The following is a 19,108-nucleotide window of genomic DNA, read 5'->3' as shown; positions in this document are numbered from 1 at the left end:
CCCCGAGCGTACCCGCGACCCCCGGCATCAGTGCGCCGTGCCGAGGCGACCTGGTGACTCGCGCCAGCTTCAGTACGCTCAAGGGATGACACGGATCATCGCCGGGTTCGCCGGCTCGCTCACTATCGCCGTGCCACCGAAGGGCACACGCCCCACGAGCGACCGCGTGCGCGAAGCCATCTTTTCGGCACTCGAAGCCCGCGATGCGCTCGACGGGGCTACTGTGCTCGATCTTTACGCGGGCTCTGGGGCACTCGGGCTCGAGGCCGTGAGCCGGGGCGCCGTGAGTCTGACGCTCGTCGAGAAGAACCCCGCAGCATCCGCCGCCTGCCGACGCAACGCTGAGCTCATCCGTGCGCGAGCACCGAAAGGCGTGCGGATCACGGTTGCCCCCATTGCCGTGCAGTCGTACCTCGCCGGCGGCCCGACGCCCTTCGACATCATCTTCATCGACCCGCCGTACGAGCTGGGCGAAGACGAGTTGGCGGCCGATTTGGCGGCGCTGCCCCTCGCCCCGGATGCGATCGTGCTCGTCGAGCGCTCGTCACGTTCGCCCGAACCACAGTGGCCTGCCAGCCTCGAGCTCGACCGTCGCAAGGATTACGGCGATACGACGCTGTGGTGGGCGTCGTGCAGTTGATCCCTCCACAGGAAGCCTGAGGCGGCACTCTCCACAGCCCTCGATGCGTCGGGTGGTCGGGCCCCTCGGGCTCGATAGCGTTCCCAAGACCGTCCCGCTCGAGGGCGGGAAGGGAACGTGCACGCATGCTGCTTCGGCGCAACCTCACCTGGGCAATCCTCCTACTCGTCACTGGAGTCGCCCTCAGCGGATGCAGCACTCCGCTCCTTGACGGCCGCAAGGTGCCACCAACCGTGCAGACCGAGGTCGTGGACCTGCCGCCCGAAATGATCGCGACAGAAGACGAGGTCTCGGTGGGGGAAATTGTGCCAGCCGGGCAAGGACTCCCCGCGATCATGGGTGGTTCGCGGGCTGCGCCTGGAGAACCCGCAGTGCCGACAGTGTGGACCTCGGATGACGGCATCGACTGGGTTGAAGCCGCTGTTGCGGATGTCGACGGCTCTTTCTCCGGCATGGTGTCTGGCAGCGATGAGCTCACCGCGTTTGGTGGGGAGGTGTGGAAGAACGGCGAATACCACTCTGTTGTCTGGCTGTCGCGCGACCGCGACGAATGGGTACCGGTCTCGCTTCCAGCCCATCTTGCAGCGGCGGGTACCATCGCGCTCATCGAGGTCGTCGGCCCGATCGCCTACGTCGTGGTGACAGACCACGAGGGCACGCCAGCAGGGGTCACCATCACGAGTGATGGCACGGTGACGACGCTCCCACTTCCCGACCTCGAGCGTGGCGAAGCGCTGTGGCCCATCGACATCGCGGGCTCAGCAGACTCGCTCGTCATCGTCGCCTCGCCCGGACCCTACGGCGTATCGAGGCCGACCGTTTCGTTCGCATCCGATGATGGCGGTGCCACCTGGCGCAAGCGCGTCGAAATCGACGCCGCAACGGCATGGGTGTCAGGGGTCGCACGAGCCGGCGACGGGTATGTCGCCACCGGCGCCACCCGCGATGCGTCTGGCACACTCCAGGCGGCCGTCTGGTCTTCTGCAGACGCTGCGGCCTGGACTCACGAGCCTCTCACCACCACACTGGAGCCGTGGGCCACCGCTGCCATTGACCACTGGATCTCAGCACCGACGGCGGTCGGTGACGTGGTCACGGCCGTCGCCGGGAGCGAAGACCAGCGCTCGAGTGCCGTGCTCTCACGCGGCACGGACGGAGCCTGGTCGTTCGTGGCGATCACGAGCCCCGCGACCGGCAATGGAGTGAGCGGATGGGCCGCCCTGCACGGTGAGGCCGTCATCGCGGTGATGAGCGGCAGTGGGGAGACCCGCCTCGGGATCTACCAGAATGCGACGTGGCGTGACACTGCGACACTAGACCGCCGGGAGGACGTGTTCACGGTCACCGAGGTCCATCAGACGGGTACCTCGGCACACCTCACCCTCAGCCGCGCAGAATTCCAGTCTTCGAGCGACGGTAGCTGGCGAAACACGAGGATGCTCGCAGCAGCGAATTACGACGGGAGTGCTGTCACCCTCACCAACTTTGAGCCGGAACGTCTCAGTGCTCTCTCCTCCGTCGTACACAGCGAAGTCGATGGCGAGCAGGTCGTACTTGGATCCGAATTCGCGGGAGACTCGGTCACCGCGGAGGGCTACTTTCGTGCCAGCCCAGAGAGCGGATGGGTCGCCGCTGTCGGGTTTCCCGCCGACGGAGCCCTTTCATTCTCGGCGGTCACGAAAGTGGGTGACCGCTGGATCGCCACAGCGAGTCGACGTGACTCCGCCATCGTGGGCACCTCAGCACATGGACAACTCTGGGCATCAGACGACGGTGTGGAGTGGACCGTGCTCGTCGGCGAGCTCTCGGAGACCGCGCTGGACTCCGACTACGTCGAGGTCTGCGAGCTGCCAGACGGGTCGCCCCTTCTCGTCGGAACCACGACGGTGAGCCCGGGCGAGTATCGCCCGACAATCTGGCGGCAAGTCGACGGAACCTGGCACCCTGTCGATCTGGGAGCGACTACGGATCGGAACGGCTGGGCGTTGGGATGCGCGGCCCGCGATGACGGTGTCGTGCTCGCGCTCACGACTGCGGGGCGCGACACACTCCTGCACAGTGCCGAGGGAGTGGAGTGGACGACTGTCTTCGACGTCGATCCCTGGGTGAGCTTTTCCGCTCCGGTGGCAGTCAGCGGAGGCTACGCCGCCGCAGGCAGTTGGTCAGACTCCAGCGGATATCACCCGGTGGTCTGGGTGTCGGCCGACGGTACCAGCTGGAGCCCGCTCGCCATCAGCGCATCCCGGCCCAGCACCATCGCCAAGGTCGCCGGCGCTGGAGATGACCTTCTTATCGCTCGCAGTGGAGCAGCCGGCGAACCACTGCTCGTGATCCGCGATATCGCCACGGTCATTTCCACGCACGCGTCTGAGATTGAGAACTCATGAGCGCGCAGCCATTCAGGTCGCGGCCCTCGCCCGTCAGCCCTGACCGCCAGCCCAGTCAGCGTAGGGATCCCAGCCGCTCGCGTCGTGCGGTTCGCCATCGAGCAGCACGGGCGCGTCCGAGCGAGCGACAACCGTACCGACGAGGCGGAACGCGCCTGGCAGAGGGATGTCAGAGGGGAAGGTCGCGAGCAGTGAATGGTCTTCGGCGCCGCCCAGCGCGAGTGCAGGGTCAGCCCCCAGCGTCGAGCCAGCGAAATCGAGCGTCACCCCGCTCGCCTCGGCCACCCTCGCCGCATCCTTTGCGAGCCCGTCACTCAAGTCGAGCATGGCTGTTGCGCCCGCCAGCGCGGCCAAGCGCCCATCCTCGACCGGCGGCGACGGTCGCCGCTGGGCGAGCGTGCGGTCGGCGACGGCGGTGGCGCGCGCGGCATCCGGTTCGCCCCCATTGTCGACTCCCTCGGCGAACAGCAGCCGCAGCCCCTCAGCCGCAGCACCGAGCGCCCCGGAGACCGCGACGACATCACCCACCCGCGCGCCCGATCGGGTCACGGGCGCCCGCCCCTCAAGGTCGCCAAACGCCGTCACCGCGAATGTCATGGTCGGCGACACCGAGAGGTCACCACCGACAACCCCGCACCCCGGCGCGAGCGCTGCACACGCCTCGCGCAACCCATCGGCGATTCCCTCCAGCGTCGAGATCGGCGTGTCCCCCGGCAGCGCGAGCGCCACAACGAGCGCCGTCGGCACGGCGCCCATCGCCGCGACATCCGAAAGGTTCGAGGCCGCAGCCTTCCAGCCGAGGTCGAACGGGCTCGACCACGCGAGCCTGAAATCTGGCCCATGGATCATCATGTCGGTCGTCACCACGAAGCGGCCGTCGCGTGCCGCAATCACCGCCGCGTCGTCACCGGGCCCGAGCAGCGTTGCACCAGAAACGGGAAGCCGGGGAAATATACGCTGCAGCGCCGCGGACTCCCCGACGGAGGCGAGGGTGTCGGAGTCGCTCATGCATCACACGGTAGCCTGAACGGGATGATCACGAAGACCCGAGCGTCGCGCGCCCTCGTCGCCGCTGTGGGTGCACTCCTGCTGCTCAGCGGCTGCACCGCCGCCGTGCCCATGACGGCCGCACCGGATGCCGCATCCGTCGACTGCGCCGAAGTCAGTGTGCGACTGCCAGACGCCATCGACGACCTCGAGCAGCGGGAAACCGATGCGCAGGCGACCGGAGCCTGGGGCACTCCGACCGCCGTGCTGCTGCGCTGCGGGGTCGAAGTACCCGGCCCATCAACGCTCCCCTGCTTCACGGTGCGCGACATCGACTGGCTGCGTGACGACACGGATGCCCCCACCTTCGTGTTCACGACGTATGGCCGTGACCCCGCCGTCGAGGTCGTCGTCGACAGCACCGAATCGTCGGGCACCGCGGCCCTCGTGGCGCTCGCGAATGCGGTCGGCACGATTCCGGCCGAGAGCTACTGCACCTCGGCCGAGGACGTGCTCGGGGTGCCAGAAGAGTAGGTGCCGGCGCGGTGCTACGCGCGCGGGCCGTCGAGCCCGACGAGCTTGCCCGCGATGCCTCCAGCAGCCCGCAGCGCCGCGCCCGACCCGAACCCGCCGGCGGGCAGCGTGAATGGCATGTCGCGAGCCTCGATGAGGGCATCGCGCAGCACCTCGGCGGCTGACCGGGTCGGCGCCCACAGGTAGAGCGACATGGCGCCGGGGATCGAGTTCACCTCGTTGACGAACAGCTCCCCCGTCGCCTCATCGAGCAGCAGGTCGACTCGCACGACACCCGTGAGCCCGGTGGCGTCGGCGACGCGTGTTGCAAGATCGGCGGCCAGCTCCGCGACCCCGTCTGGCACGACTGCCGGAAACTCGCGGGGTGCGCTCGTGAGGCCGGCATCCTGACCGGCTCCCCCAGCGAGATACTTCTCCGCATAGGAGTAGAGACCCGAATCGCCCGAACCGCGAAGCGGCTTCTCCAACTGCGTCAGCTCAAGGCTCGGTGCCGTGCGGAACGAAATATTGAGGTCGACGAGCTCGGGGCGGTATGGCTCGAGCACGGCACCCGCACGAAGGTGCGTGCTCGCCTTGCCGACGGCGCGGGCGGCCGCGACATCCTCAGCGATCTCAATGCCGATCGACGATCCGCCAAAGCGAGGCTTGACGATGTAGGGGCCAGCGAAGCTCGGCTCGCGCACGGCCGAGAGCGGCTCGCGCGGCAACGACGGGATGCCGGCGACGGCCATGAGACCGCCGAACGCGAGCTTGTCCATGCCGACCGCACCAGCGAAGAGGCTCGACCCGGTGGCCGGGATGCCGAGCAGGCTGAACAGGGCAGCAGCACCGCCACCCTCGCCGACCCCGCCGTGGAGGCAGAGCAGCACGGCCTCCGGCGCGAGCTCGTCCTCGCCGAAACGCTTCTTGACGAAGAGCCCAGACTTGTCACCGATGCGCACATCGACCGGCTTCGACCCAGCGGGCACGCCCTCGAGGTAGTCCTTCGCCTCGGTCTTCTCCGGCACGAGAAACCAGCCACCGGCCGGAGCCCAGTAGAGGGGCAACACCGTGTCGCCAGCGTCGAGGAGCACACGCTCCGACTGAAGACCGGTCAGGATCGAGATCTCATGCTCCGGGGATGGGCCCCCGAAGACAATCGCCCAGGTGTTGCTCATGATCCTCCGCTGCTCATTGTGCACAAGCGCTGTGCGCGTGGCTGTGTGGCCGCATCCGGCCGCGTCACCGGCCAGTCCCGATGCATCCCGACCCGCAAGAGCGGCGATCAGGGGTAATGGTCTGGCAGGTCGTTCTCATAGAGGATAACGCCTCGGTCGCCGGCCTGATCGAGCGCGACCAGCACGGCGTCGGCGCGCCGATCGAACATGAGCGCCGGATGCTGCGAGCCAGCCGACCCCGCGATGAGCGCCGCCCGGTTGGTGCGACCGACGACGAGGAGCTGCCCGCCCCGCGCCGTGATGGATGCCGCGAACGCGCGGTTGCGCTCGAACTGCACCGAACCGAGCTCCACCATTCCGGGGGTCACCACGACGAGGTTGCCACCGCGCTCTGCGGCGAGCTTGGCTGCACCGTCGAGGGCGCGTTCCGCCCCGACCGGGTTGGAGTTGTAGGTGTCGTCGATGATGAGGGTGCCGTTGGGCGCCTCCTGCACCTCGGCGCGATGCTGCGAGCCGGGCAGCGCTGCGAGCCTGGGGGCGATCGTCGCGGCATCCACGTCGAGCGCGAGCGCAATGCCGATCGTGACGGCGATGTTCACGGCATGGCCGGTGCCGGGGATCGTCACGGGCACGGTCGATGTGCCGGCCGACGTCGTGATGGTGGCGGTGGATGCTGCGGCATCAACGACGACGTCGGCCTCGGCACCCGGCACCACCGAGACGGTAATGACCCGCTTGCCCTCGTCACGGCAGCGGAGCACGAGGGCCGAAAGTTCCGGCTCGTCGATGGGGAGCACGACGGTTTTCGCCCGCTCCGTGATCTCCGACTTCGCCGCAGCGATTGTCGCCTTGGTCTTCATGCGGGCGAGATGAGCTTCACCGATTGTCGTGATGGCCGCGACATCCGGGGGAAAGCTTTCGCTGAGCTCGCGGATCTCGCCCTTGCCGTAGACACCCATCTCGGCAACGAACACCTCGGTGCCCGGCACGACGCGGTCGTTGACGGCGCGGGAGAGCCCCATGAGGTTGTTGAAACTCGCGGGCGAGGCGACCACCGAGAAGGCTCCGGCAAGCACGTGAGCAACGTACCCCTTGGTCGAGGTCTTGCCATAGGACCCGGTGATGGCGACGACGGTCGGGCGCACCTGCGCGAGCCGCTTACGGGCGCTCACGAGGAATTTGTGCGAGAGGCGCTTCTCGAGCGCGTTCATCGGCACGAGCACGCCGTCCATGAGCACGGGCGCGAGGATGATCGCAAGGGCCGCCGCGGGGGCGCCAACAAGCCACCAGAGCACGCCGCCGGTGAGCGGCAGCGCGACGGCGTAGGCGATCGCGAGACGCCGCGCACGCTGCGTCCAGTTGAGGGGCGCACTGCTGCCGCGCACACCGAGACCGATCGGCATGAGGGCCGCCGCGATGACCGCGACAATCGAGAGCACGGATGCCACCGTTGTGGCCCCCGCGAGGGCGGTGAAGATACCCACCGCAATGAGCATGATGACGCCGCTGAGCACGGCGGCATTGACGGGTCGTCGCACAACCCAGAGGGCGGCGATACGGCCGACCCAGCCCGCAATGTAGTGCTCCCGCTGGGCGACGCGGAGCCAGCGGAGCACCGCGAGCGCCCCCGCGACGAGGCCGAGCACAACGGTCACGACGATCAACGGCGTCACGACGCCACCTCCTCGATGAGGGTCAGGAGTTCTTCGCGCACGGCCACCGCGAGGTCACCCTCGAGCAGATGACCCGCACCGGGCACAACGCGGAAGCGCGCACCCGTGACGAGTTCGCTGGCGGCGCGCCCGGCATCCGCCGGCGCAGCGGTGTCATGCTCGCCCCACACCATGCGAACGGGGGCCGTGATTCGGGCGAGGTCGTCGCGGTAGTCCTCGCCGACGACCTTCACCATGACGTCGCGCATCACGCCCTGAGCAGCGCGATAGTCGGCCGAACCGTGCTTCTGGCGCTGCGCGTCGAGCGTCTTCTGCGAAACGAGGCCGCGCTTGGCAAGCCACCGCACGAGCCGATACGCGGTCGGAGATTTGGGCGCGGCCTGGAGGCGCACGAGCGGCACCCCAGTGAGCACGAGCCCCTTCACGAGCTGGGGGTGCTCCGCCGCGACGCGCACGGCGACGCGGCCGCCGAAGGAGTGGCCGACGATGACGGTCGGGCCGAGCTCGCGGAGCGCATCGACAAGGTCTGCGGCGTAGTCGGCGGTGCCCCACGCGACCGCGGGAGCCGGGGTGATGCCGAAGCCCGGCAGATGGACCGCGACGGCGTCGAGCCCCGCGACGATCGTGCCGAAGTCGGCACCAGTGCGGCCCCAACCGTGGAGAGCGACGACGGATGCGGGGCTTGCGCCGGTCTTCTCGGCGAGAATTCGCCCATCCGCCAACGCCGTGATCACCTAGTTACAGTACACCGGGGTCCGTGGCACCAGCAGGTGCGGCGAGAGGTCACCGTGTGCGCATCCCGCGTCGCCTTGGCGCGAGACGTGACCTCTCACACGAGGTCGGCGCTTTACTCGCCCTGCGGAAGCTCGGAATCGGTCGTGAGATGCGGGGCGATGTCTTTCGGGTCCATCGTGCCCGCGAGCACTTCGGCAACCTGCGACACGATGGGCATGACGACACCCTTCGCCTGCGCTAGCTCAAGAATGGGCGCGACCGAGGCAAGCCCCTCGGCGGTCTGGTTCATCTGCTTTACGACATCGGAGAACGTGTAGCCCTGGCCGAGCAGCCGGCCCGCCGTGTTGTTGCGCGAAAGCGACGATTCACACGTCGCGATGAGGTCGCCGAGCCCGGCAAGACCCGACAGCGTCGAGGCCTTCGCGCCGTACGCAACAGAGAAGTCGGTCATCTCGACGAGCCCGCGCGTGATGATCGACGCCTTCGTGTTCTCGCCGTAGCCGACGCCATCGACGATGCCGATCGCAACGGCGATGAGGTTCTTGAGCACGCCACCGAACTCGGTGCCGATGACATCCGTGTTGACGAAGGCCCTGAAATACGGGTTCGTCGCGAGCATCGCCACGCGAGTCGCCGTGTCGAGGCTCGACGAGGCGACGACGGCCGCCGTCGGCTGCTCCTTCGCGATCTCGAGGGCGAGATTGGGGCCGGATGCCACGGCGATACGATTCGCGTCGATGCCGAGCTCCTCGGTGATGACCTCGCTCATGCGAGCCCTCGTCCCCTTTTCGACGCCCTTCATGAGGCTGACGACGAGCGCGTTCTTGGGCACGAGTGAACCGAACTCCTGCAGGTTGCCGCGGAGCGTCTGACTCGGCACCGAAAGAAACACGACTTCGGCGCCGTCGAGCGCCTCCTCGATGACATGGGTCGACCAGAGGGTGCGCGGCAGGTTGATGCCGGGCAGGTAGTCGCTGTTGCGTTTGCTTTCGGCGATCTCTTTCGCGAGCTCCGCGCGCCTGGCCCACAGCGCAACATCCGCTCCCCCGTCGGCGAGGATCTTGGCAAATGTGGTGCCCCAGCTGCCGGCACCGAGCACTGCGACGCGGGTCGCACCGGGGTTGGGGATGCGGATGGGTCGTGTCGAGATCAAAAGCGGCCCGTCTCCCTCTGGTTTTTCTTTGCCGGGTCCCAGCGCTCGGCCGGGGGTTCTTCGGCGCGCAGGTCGGCGAGGAGCGCGGTGATCGCGTCCATGAGCAGTTCGGTTGCCTCGGCGAGCGCGGAGGCCGTGATGGGCTTCTCGCGGAACGCGGAAAGGTCGACGGGGTCGCCAATCTTCACCCGAATGGTCTTGCGAGGAAAGAAGCTGATCTTGCGGGCGTAGCGGGGCATGACGTGCTGCGTGCCCCAGTGCGCGGCGGGGATGAGCGGCACACCCGCCTCGAGGGCCATGCGCACCGCGCCCGTCTTGCCACGCATGGGCCAGAGGTCGGGGTCTCGCGTGAGCGAACCCTCGGGGTAGATGACCACCGCGAGCCCCTGCTCAACAATTCTGCTCGCGGCCTTCAGCGGTTGGGCACCGCGGGCGTTGTTCGTGCGTTCGACCGGGATCTGGCCCGATGCCCGAAGGAGCGTCGCGACGACGGGGATCTTGAAAACGGAGGCTTTCGCAAGAAACCGCGGCATGCGATTGAGCTTCCACATGATGACCCCGATCACGACGGGATCGATCTCGCTGTAGTGGTTGGGCGCGAGCACGAACGCACCCTGCTTCGGCATTTTGTCGCCGTCAACGATGCGGTAGCGCGCGAGCAGGTGCATGAACGGCAGCACCAGCACCGCCAAGAAACGGAAGATCGGGGTCTTTTCCGATGCCCTCGACGGTGAGGAGGCTTCGGCTTGTGCGGGATCGGTCACGGTCGGCCGGGTCACCCCTCGTACACGAAGTCGGCCCCGAGGGCACCGAGCTTCTCGATGATGTGTTCGTAACCCCGGCTGATGATGCCGATGTTGCTGATCGACGACTGGCCCTCAGCACTCAGCGCTGCGATGAGGTGGCTGAATCCGCCCCGAAGGTCGGGGACGCGGAGCGAAGCACCGTGCAGCGGGGAGGGACCGATGATGGTCGCCGCCTGCTCGAAGTCTCGACGCGCAACGCGGCGCGGGTGATCTGGCAGTCCCTGCTCGTGCACGACGATGTCGGCACCCATCTCATTGAGCGCCTCGGTGAACCCGAAGCGGTTCTCATAGACCGTCTCGTGCACAATCGACACGCCCTCGGCCTGCGTCAGGGCGACGATGAGCGGTTGCTGCCAGTCGGTCATGAACCCTGGGTGCACGTCGGTCTCGATCGTCACCGCCTTGAGGGGGCCACCCGGATGCCAGAACCGGATGCCGTCATCCTGCACGTCAAACGCACCGCCAACCTTGCGGAAGACGTTGAGGAATGTCATCATCTCGGACTGCTTTGCACCGCGCACGAAGATGTCGCCCTGGGTCACGAGCGCGGCACACGCCCAGCTCGCGACCTCATTGCGGTCGAAGAGTGCCTTGTGGCGGTAGCCGTCGAGACGGTCGACACCCTCGATGAGGATGACGCGGTTGGGCTCAACCGAAATGATCGCGCCCATCTTTTGCAGAATGGCGATGAGATCCATGATCTCGGGCTCGATCGCGGCGTTCTTCAGCTCGGTGATGCCCTTCGCGCGCACGGCGGTAAGCAGCACCTGTTCGGTCGCGCCGACCGAAGGGTACGGCAGCTCGATGTTCGCGCCGTGCAAGCCGTTGGGCGCCGTGAGCTCGATGCCCTCATACGTTTTGTCGACGATTGCCCCGAACGCCCGGAGCGCGTCGAGGTGGAAGTCGATGGGGCGGTCGCCGATGCGGCAACCTCCAAGGTCGGGGATGCGCGCCTCGCCGAGGCGGTGCAGCAGCGGACCACAGAACAGGATGGGGATGCGGCTCGCGCCGGCGTGCGCATCAATCTCGGCAAAGTGCGCCTTTTCGACGTTCGCGGTGTCGAAGTGCAGCTCGCCCGGTGTCGGGCTCGTCACCTTAACGCCGTACACCTCAAGGAGACCTCGCACGACGTGGACATCGCTGATGTCGGGTACACCGCGAAGCTCGCTCGGTGTCTCTCCGAGCAGCGCGGCGACCATGGCCTTCGTGACGAGGTTCTTCGCCCCGCGCACCTCGATGGCACCGGCGAGTGGCTTGCCACCGTTGATGATGATCTCATCTGAGGTGAGGCCTACCCGCGCCGCCGCCTTCTTCGAATCTTTCGTCAGGGCGTTCACTCGGCGACCGCCGCCGCACGAGCCGGCAGCGTCAGGGGACGCCAGGCCTCTCGGCGCGATTCGAAAGCGGTGATCGCCGGCTCGTCGCGAAGCGTGAGGCCGATGTCGTCGAGCCCCTCCAGGAGACGCCACCTCGTGTAGTCGTCGATCGCAAACGGCACCGTGAGGTCGCCGAGTGTTGCCGTGCGAGACTCCAAATCGACGGTCGTCTCGATGCCGGGTTCTGCTTCAATGCGGGACCACATCGCTTCGGCATCCTCTTCTGAAATCTCGCCAGCGAGCAACCCCTGCTTGCCGGCGTTGCCACGGAAGATGTCGCCGAAGCGGGGGCTCAAGACGGCTGAGAAGCCGAAATCGCGAAGCGCCCACACGGCATGCTCACGACTCGACCCTGTGCCGAAGTCCTGCCCGGCGATGAGCACCTTGGCACCGTGAAACTCCGGCCGGTTCAACACAAAGTCCTCATCCTGTCGCCAGGCGTAAAACAGGGCGTCTTCGAAGCCCGTCTTTGTGACGCGCTTGAGAAAGACGGCAGGAATGATCTGGTCGGTATCGACATTGGAGCGCTGCAGGGGTGCGGCAACGCCGGTAATCGTAGTGACGCGTTCCATCAGGCGCTAACCTCGCTTGCTGCGGTGGGGAGCTTTCGCGCCACCGCGTCATAGATGGGGGTCTCACCGTCGAGATCCCACGGGCTCGAAAGGGTGCCGCGCACGGCCGTCGCTGCGGCGACGAGGGGTGACACCAGGTGTGTGCGGCCGCCCTTGCCCTGGCGGCCCTCGAAGTTGCGGTTGGATGTCGAGGCGCAACGCTCCCCCGGTGCAAGCTGATCGGGGTTCATGCCGAGGCACATCGAGCATCCGGCGAACCGCCACTCCGCACCGAAATCGGTGAACACCGTGTGCAGGCCCTCCGCCTCAGCCTCGAGGCGCACGCGCGCAGAACCTGGAACGACCATGACGCGAACACCCTCCGCCTTGCGGCGACCCTTGATGACGGAGGCGAACGCGCGGAGATCTTCGATGCGACTGTTCGTGCACGACCCCATAAAGACGGCATCGACCGGGATCTGCTTCATGGGCGTTCCCGCCGCAATGTCCATGTATTCGAGGGCACGCTCGGCCGCGGCACGCTCGTTCGCGTCGATGATGGTCGACGGGTCCGGAACAGACTCGCTCAGCGAGACACCCTGGCCAGGGTTGGTGCCCCACGTGACGAACGGCTCGAGTTCTGCCGCGTCGAGGAAGACCTCGGCGTCGAACACGGCGTCATCATCGGTCGCGAGAGTGTTCCAGTATTCAATCGCGGCATCCCAGGCCTCGCCCTGCGGCGCGTGGGGCCGGCCCTCGAGATAGGCGTAGGTCGTGGCATCCGGTGCCACCATGCCGGCGCGGGCACCCGCCTCGATCGACATGTTGCAGATTGTCATGCGGCCCTCCATCGAGAGAGCGCGGATGGCGCTGCCACGGTATTCGAGCACGTAGCCCTGCCCGCCGCCCGTGCCGATCTTGGCGATGACCGCGAGGATGATGTCTTTGGCGGTCACACCGTCGCGGAGCTCGCCCTCGACCGTGATCGCCATAGTCTTGAACGGCTTGAGCGGCAGCGTCTGCGTCGCGAGCACGTGCTCGACCTCGCTCGTGCCGATACCAAACGCCATGGCGCCGAACGCCCCGTGCGTCGAGGTGTGGCTGTCACCGCAGACAACCGTGATGCCCGGCATGGTGAGCCCAAGCTGCGGGCCGACGACGTGCACAATGCCCTGCTCGACATCGCCGAGCGGATGCAGGCGCACCCCGAATTCTTGACAATTGCGGCGCAACGTCTCGATCTGTGTGCGGCTCGTCAGGTCGGCGATCGGCTTGTCGATGTTGAGCGTCGGCGTGTTGTGGTCTTCGGTCGCGATCGTGAGGTCTGGGCGGCGAACGGGTCGCCCTGCCATGCGAAGACCGTCGAACGCCTGCGGGCTGGTGACCTCGTGGACGAGGTGGAGGTCGATGTAGAGAAGATCAGGGTTTCCGTCTTCGCCCTTGGCGACAATATGGTCGTCCCAGACCTTTTCTGCCAGCGTCCTGCCCACAGTGGTGCCTCTCTCTGAAATCCGAGCACGCCAGATGGCACGTGCTCAATCTCGTCATTCTACGTCGCGGATGCTCCGAGGGTGCCGCTTCAGCCTCGTTGCGCCCGAATCTCGAACTCGCCGAGGTGAATGGTGGCACCATCCTCGACGGTGACCGGCGAGCCCGGCTCGACATCGAACTCGTCGCCGTTTGCATAGCTGAGCCACACACCGTTCGTCGAATCGATGTCGTGCACGCGCAGTTGGCCGGCCGCATCGAGCTCAAGCGCGGCATGGGTCTTTGAGACCGACTTCTTCGGGTCATCCAGCGACAGCAGCGCTGCTCCCGGCCAGGCGGCGAGGGCCGCGGGGCCGCGCCCGAGGAGCAGACTCCCGACGGCGAGACGGTGCGGTTCAGCACCGGGAATCTGCAGGTTCCAGTGAGCGGCGCGACGCCCAGGGGCGACGCGTGTTGCGTCGTCGAGTGGCTCGCGACCTGGTGCGACACGCGTGGCATCGTCGATCGCATCGACGATCGCATCGACGGACGGCGCGGCTGGCGCTGGCCCAACTGGCACTGGCCCAACTGGCGCTGGCACGCCCGGCACTGGAAGGCCCGGCACAGCGGTCGGCACAAAGACCGGTGGGCTCGATGCCGCAACGGGCTCAGCCCTTCGTGGGGTTTCCATGCGGTAGGTCGCAGAGTCGAAGTCCGCCATCCCGGGCGGGAGGCTGATGAAGTCGGAGTCATCAACGACCGGCGTCGCCTTCTCCGGCGCGTGCTTCGGCGCTAACGGCGTGCCGAGGGGCGCTGGCGGAACGATCGCCTCGCCAGACTCGTCGGCCATAGCATCTCCTCCCCGCACCGCGGCAAAGCCCGGCACCGCACGCAATGCTAGTACAGCGTCGCCGAGGCGATCAGGCGCCGTCTGAGAGCCGCTTCGCCCAGTCTCTGGCCGATCGCACACGGTATCTGCTCAACACGCGGCGCACACGGCCAAGCCCGGCACGGCTCGCCTCCACGGCAGCCTCCGCCTCGGTCCACGTCGCATCCGAACGCTCCGGGTCGACGTCTTCTCCAGAGAAGACGGCGGCATCTGTGGAGACCGCGAGCGGTCGAAGCCCGAGCGGCTTCTCGGCTTCTACCTGCGACTCAAGTGATTCGGCCACAATGATGCGCGTGCTCGCCAGCGGCACCGAGTATCCGAGCTCCGAGAACTGGTCGACCATCTCATCCCACGCGCCGGCAACGCGATCGTGTGCCGCCTCCGCTTGCCTGCGCCGTCGCATCCGGCGCCCCTTGATCATCGCCACGATCAGCATGGGAACGAAGACGATGATCGCGGGGATGAGCAGGCTCAGCAGCACCACATATACCCAGCCCGGCAGCTGGAACGGCAGCCCGTCGTCATCCTCGTCGCTCTCTTCGAGCTCGACGGGCGACAGAAGATCTTCGTCTTCGTTGTCGATGCGTGGCGGCTGCCGCACCTGGGGCTGCGGTTCGCTCTGCGGCTTTGGCGTCTGGTCTTGCGGGATATCGGTTTCGTCTGGGGTGGGGTCGAATGCAACCCACCCGACGTCGTCGAACGCGACCTCCACCCACGCGGTGACGTCATCGCCCGTGACCTCGACCGTGCTGCCCTCGACGATCTCGGGGGCGAACCCCATCACGACGCGGGCCGGATACCCGAAGCTGCGCGCCATCAGCGCAAACGCCGAGGCGTATTGTTCCTGGTCGCCAATGATCTGATTGCGCTCGAGCAGCTCGGTAATGCGGTCGGACCCATGGCCAGCTCGCGACGGCGCCGAGTCGGATGCCCGGCCGTGACTCAGAAAGCCCTGCGATGCGAGGGCGACACGGATCGCCTCAAGCTGCTCGGCGGGCGTGCTCGCGGATGCCGCAAACTCCTGTGCCTTCGCCGTCACAACGTCGGGCGACTGTTCGACGGGTGGCAGCTCGATGGCGGCAGCACCGACGTCGCTGAGCTCTTCGATTGGCACGATCTGTTGCACGGTCGCGTCGATGCGGTAGCTGTCGCCGGCACTGAGACCGGAGGTGAGCACTGCGGTGCCCGTGGAGCCGTTGTAGCGGAGGTTGTCGCTCGACCCGGCAGCATCGCCCGACAGGAACTCGAGGTCGTCGGCGTATCCGATGCTCGGAATCCACACATCGTCGTAGTCGACGATGGTGAACACCACGTCGTCGCGCTGCTCCCCGGTGATGAACTCCTGCGCTGGCAGTGAACGACCCACAAGCGCAAACGAGCCAGAACCGTCAGCACTCGTCTCCGAGCCCGTCACGTTCCAGAGTTTGCCCGTGAAGGAGTCGAGCGTGGCAAGGCGGATCACGTCGCCCTCGCGGAGGCCGCTCACGGTGAACATCACGTCGTCGGTGACCTGCTTGGTGTAGTGCCGAAAGCCGGACAGCGGGCTGGGGTAATCGAGCGGGTCGAACGGCGGTTCGATTTCGTCGCGGAGCACGAAGCGTTCGTCTTTCGGCGGCGCGAGCCAGAAGCCGGCACCGCCGCCGATCAGTACAGAGGCGGCGACAATGATGGCGGTGCCGGCGAGCTTGCGGTTGCGCAGACGGGCGGCCCCCGCCGAGGCCACGCTGGGGCCGGTGTCTCGGCGCCAGCCGAGCCAGATGAGCGCGAGGATGCCGAAGACGATGCCGCGGATCCCGGCCTGAAATGGCTCATCGGTGCCGATGAGGATGCTCGCAACGTAGAGGGCGACGGGGCCGATGAGCGCGACGGCGAACCGCCATGCCGCGCGCGGTCGGCTCGAAAGCCAGCGGCAGGCGAGCGTGATCGCGACGATTGAGACGAGCCACGTGGCGATGTATGGCACGACAGCGATGTACTGCGGCGCACCGACGGGGGTCGCCAGGGTGACAATGTCGCTCCAGCCGTAGACCGAGCCCACTGCGACGCTCGCGAGGGACTGGAGGCTCGGCAGCACCCCAAGGATTGCCTGCTGTGGCACGGCGAGCGCCGACCCGAGCAAGAAGTAGGCAGCGACGGCCGAGAGCACGGTGGGGATGAGCCCGAGGCGGAACAGTGAGGTGATGATTGCGGTCGCCGTGCCGAGCACAAGTCCGCCGATTGCGGGAACCAAGAAGTTGTAGTCGCCGAACGAGGGCTCGAATCCCATGAGGCCGAGCACCATGAGCACGAACAGCACGGCGATGTCGAACCAGGTTCGTCCGGTCGGCCGGCGCAGACCCGCGCTCGCGCCGTGACTCTTGGTGGTGGTCTCACTCATGACGACAACCCCCTGACCACCTTGGGCAGATCGTCGAGCTTGCCGATCGTGATGAGCGTGAGCCCAGCAACCGCCGAGAATTTGGGTTCGGCACCCTCCTCGATGCGGAACGCGACCTGGCTCGTGTCACTGCCGAAGAGCGACTGGATGCTTCTGAAGTCGGCGGTGCTCATGCCAGAACCGGCGATGATCATCACGACGCTTGGCGCGGGGAGTCTCCTCGTCATCTCCCTTGCAAACTCCCGCATGCTGCCGAAGACCGCACCGACGGGCTCGAGGCGGCTGGAGGAGTCGAGCATCGCCGTGACCGTCTGCGTGCGCCACATCCCGCTCTCACTCACAACATTCATCTGCGTGCCGTCAAGGATCACCTGGGATGCGATCGAGGCCGTGACCGAGATCGCCAGCTCGAACTCCTCGTCGGAGGCGTACAGGTCGCGTCGCGTCGCGTGCACCATCGTGAGCTGGGAGCGCCGGGTCTCTTCGAACTGCCGCACCATGAGTTGCCCGATGCGCGCCGACGTGCGCCAGTGCACGTATCGACGGTCATCCCCCGGCACATAGGGGCGAAGGGCGTGGAAGGCGATGTCGTTGCTGGTGATCTTCTTCGATACCTGCCCCTCAAGGTCGCGAACGAGGCCCGCGGCACTCGGCACGAGACGCACGGTCTTCGGATGCACGAAGAGGTCGACCGCATCGGCCCACTGCAGTGCGCGCCGCATGAGGCCGAGCTGGTCTCCCTTGACGGATTCCGCCGGGCCGGCGACGATCACGGCCCGCCGGTTCGTCGGCACGGCAAAGAGCTCTTCGTGCTGCTCTTTCGTCGCCATTGCCGGCAGCTGGAACTCGGCGATGCCTTTGCCCACTGGCAACTCCATGCGGGTGGCTGGGAGGTTGCGGGCACCGGTGTTGGTGACGAGCATCCGCCCCATTGCGCGCTCGCCAACCACCACACGACGCGGGTTCAGCTCGATGAGCACGCCATAGGAGGCCCGTCCGAAGAGAAACAGGGTGCTAATGGCTGCGGCGGCTAGCAGCACCGTGCCGAGGAACGTGAACTCCTGCCAGCCGTAGACGGAGCTCAGCGTCAGGGCAAGCACGGCAAACCCCAAGACGAGCCAGCCTGCTGAGGTGACAACCCGAAGGACCGGCCAGACTGCAGCCCAGACAACGCGGAGTACGGGCATCGCAAGTCTGCCCACCGCCCTGCCGAAGCGACGGGCGCGAAGCGTCAACCGACGCGCAGACGCACCCGCAGCAGAAGCGAGCGTGCGCTTCGGAGCGCGACGTGGCCGCAGCGCTTCTGCCTGTGTCGTCATACCGTCTCGTCGATCTTTGCTCTGGAGTATGGTGCGCCCGTTGGGTGGGTCGATCAGGCAGCGCGGTAGGCGGGTGGCTCGATGCCCACCAGGATGCGGCTGACGATATCTTCAGCCTTCACACCCGCGAACTCCGACTCCGGGTCGAGGATAATGCGGTGCGCGAGCACCGGCACCGCGAGGTCACGCACATCGTCGGGGGTCGCATAGGTGCGGCCCTGCGTGATCGCCCACGTCTTGATGGCGCGTGCGAGGGCCATCGCGCCACGCATGCTCACACCGAGCACGACATCGCGGTCGGAGCGGGTCGCGTCGACGATGTCGCTGAGGTAGGTCATGACCGACTCATCCACGTACACCTCGTTGGCGAGCGCCGCCATCGCGACGATCGATTCCGGCTTGATGATGGGCGAGACGAGCGAGGCGCGGGCGCGTGTCGCCGAGTCCATGAGCAGCGCGACCGAGGTGGTGCGGTCGGGATAGCCGAGGCTCGTCTTGATGAGGAAGCGGTCGAGCTGGGCCTCTGGGAGCTTGTAGGTTCCCGCCTGCTCGACAGGGTTCTGTGTGGCGATGACCAGGAACGGCGCGCCAACCGGATGCCCTTCGCCGTCGATCGTCACAACACCCTCCTCCATCACCTCGAGCAGAGCGCTCTGGGTCTTCGGGCTGGCGCGGTTGATCTCGTCCGCGAGCACAATGGAGGCGAAGATCGGCCCCTTGTGGAACTCGAAGCGCCCCTTCGACTGGTCGAAGATCTGCACGCCGCTCACATCGGAGGGCAGCAGGTCGGGGGTGAACTGGATGCGCGAGGTCGAGCCATCAAGCGTGTTGGCGAGCGCCTTTGCGAGCACCGTCTTGCCCGTGCCGGGGTAGTCCTCCAGCAGGACATGTCCGTCACTCACGAGCGCGGTGAGCACGAGACGAATGACGTGATCCTTGCCCATGATCGCCTTATCGACGTTCGAGATGAGTTTCTGGAAGGCGTCGGCGAACCACGTCGCCTGCTCCTGGGTTACTGGCATTGGTCTTCTCTCGGTGTGAAAAGGCGGAAGGGTTC

General features: G+C 66.8%; 16 protein-coding genes. 3 read left to right on the top strand and 13 right to left on the bottom strand.

Features of this window, described 5'->3' with window-relative positions; all coding sequences use genetic code 11:
• Positions 1-85: 85 nt before the first annotated feature.
• On the top strand, positions 86-640 hold the full coding sequence (gene rsmD / locus ACY48M_RS01730) for a 16S rRNA (guanine(966)-N(2))-methyltransferase RsmD (RefSeq protein WP_462818515.1): 555 nt from the start codon (positions 86-88) through the stop codon (positions 638-640).
• A gap of 125 nt (positions 641-765) precedes the next feature.
• Positions 766-3,027 (top strand): hypothetical protein, encoded by a 2,262-nt coding sequence (locus ACY48M_RS01725; RefSeq protein ID WP_462818514.1) that lies wholly within the window; start codon positions 766-768, stop codon positions 3,025-3,027.
• A 33-nt stretch (positions 3,028-3,060) separates the two neighbouring features.
• On the opposite strand, the gene thiL is transcribed toward ACY48M_RS01725, so the two are convergent.
• Positions 3,061-4,035 carry a thiamine-phosphate kinase gene (gene thiL, locus ACY48M_RS01720; protein ID WP_462818513.1) on the bottom strand — a complete coding sequence of 325 codons (975 nt, stop codon included), beginning with the start codon at positions 4,033-4,035 and terminating at the stop codon, positions 3,061-3,063.
• Positions 4,036-4,059: 24 nt separating this feature from the next.
• Here thiL and ACY48M_RS01715 point away from each other — a divergent pair, with 24 nt between their 5' ends.
• The gene (locus tag ACY48M_RS01715) at positions 4,060-4,548 is read left to right on the top strand and encodes a DUF3515 family protein (RefSeq protein ID WP_462818512.1); all 489 of its coding nucleotides are present in this window, start codon (positions 4,060-4,062) and stop codon (positions 4,546-4,548) included.
• 14 nt (positions 4,549-4,562) lie between these two features.
• Here the strand turns inward: ACY48M_RS01715 and ACY48M_RS01710 are convergent, their stop codons facing one another.
• From ACY48M_RS01710 to ACY48M_RS01655, 12 genes are all read right to left on the bottom strand, one after another.
• Positions 4,563-5,705 (bottom strand): D-alanine--D-alanine ligase family protein, encoded by a 1,143-nt coding sequence (locus tag ACY48M_RS01710; RefSeq protein ID WP_462818511.1) that lies wholly within the window; start codon positions 5,703-5,705, stop codon positions 4,563-4,565.
• Positions 5,706-5,812: 107 nt separating this feature from the next.
• Positions 5,813-7,378: a Mur ligase family protein gene (locus ACY48M_RS01705; protein ID WP_462818510.1), complete on the bottom strand. Its 1,566-nt coding sequence runs from the start codon at positions 7,376-7,378 to the stop codon at positions 5,813-5,815.
• Entirely contained in the window at positions 7,375-8,112 is a 738-nt protein-coding gene (locus ACY48M_RS01700; RefSeq protein WP_462818509.1) for an alpha/beta fold hydrolase, read from the bottom strand. Before ACY48M_RS01700 ends, ACY48M_RS01705 begins: the two co-directional genes overlap by 4 nt.
• Before the next feature lie 113 nt (positions 8,113-8,225).
• The gene (locus ACY48M_RS01695) at positions 8,226-9,266 is read right to left on the bottom strand and encodes an NAD(P)H-dependent glycerol-3-phosphate dehydrogenase (RefSeq protein ID WP_462818508.1); all 1,041 of its coding nucleotides are present in this window, start codon (positions 9,264-9,266) and stop codon (positions 8,226-8,228) included.
• On the bottom strand, positions 9,263-10,030 hold the full coding sequence (locus ACY48M_RS01690; RefSeq protein WP_462818507.1) for a lysophospholipid acyltransferase family protein: 768 nt from the start codon (positions 10,028-10,030) through the stop codon (positions 9,263-9,265). The genes ACY48M_RS01695 and ACY48M_RS01690 overlap by 4 nt, the downstream gene beginning before the upstream one ends.
• A gap of 11 nt (positions 10,031-10,041) precedes the next feature.
• Complete coding sequence (murA, locus tag ACY48M_RS01685; protein ID WP_462818506.1) at positions 10,042-11,409, bottom strand: UDP-N-acetylglucosamine 1-carboxyvinyltransferase; 1,368 nt, start codon at positions 11,407-11,409, stop codon at positions 10,042-10,044.
• On the bottom strand, positions 11,406-12,020 hold the full coding sequence (leuD, locus tag ACY48M_RS01680; protein ID WP_462818505.1) for a 3-isopropylmalate dehydratase small subunit: 615 nt from the start codon (positions 12,018-12,020) through the stop codon (positions 11,406-11,408). The genes murA and leuD overlap by 4 nt, the downstream gene beginning before the upstream one ends.
• Entirely contained in the window at positions 12,020-13,489 is a 1,470-nt protein-coding gene (leuC, locus tag ACY48M_RS01675; RefSeq protein WP_462818504.1) for a 3-isopropylmalate dehydratase large subunit, read from the bottom strand. The genes leuD and leuC overlap by 1 nt, the downstream gene beginning before the upstream one ends.
• 89 nt (positions 13,490-13,578) lie before the next feature.
• Complete coding sequence (locus tag ACY48M_RS01670; RefSeq protein WP_462818503.1) at positions 13,579-14,316, bottom strand: FHA domain-containing protein; 738 nt, start codon at positions 14,314-14,316, stop codon at positions 13,579-13,581.
• Positions 14,317-14,386: 70 nt separating this feature from the next.
• A complete protein-coding gene (locus ACY48M_RS01665; protein ID WP_462818502.1) occupies positions 14,387-16,732 on the bottom strand; it encodes a transglutaminase TgpA family protein in 2,346 nt (781 codons plus the stop codon).
• Positions 16,729-18,051 carry a DUF58 domain-containing protein gene (locus ACY48M_RS01660; RefSeq protein ID WP_462818501.1) on the bottom strand — a complete coding sequence of 441 codons (1,323 nt, stop codon included), beginning with the start codon at positions 18,049-18,051 and terminating at the stop codon, positions 16,729-16,731. The genes ACY48M_RS01665 and ACY48M_RS01660 overlap by 4 nt, the downstream gene beginning before the upstream one ends.
• 53 nt (positions 18,052-18,104) lie before the next feature.
• The gene (locus ACY48M_RS01655) at positions 18,105-19,073 is read right to left on the bottom strand and encodes an AAA family ATPase (protein ID WP_462818500.1); all 969 of its coding nucleotides are present in this window, start codon (positions 19,071-19,073) and stop codon (positions 18,105-18,107) included.
• Positions 19,074-19,108: the final 35 nt, after the last annotated feature.

The organism is Homoserinimonas flava (assembly GCF_054969005.1).
This window is presented reverse-complemented; position numbering and strand designations above follow the sequence as displayed.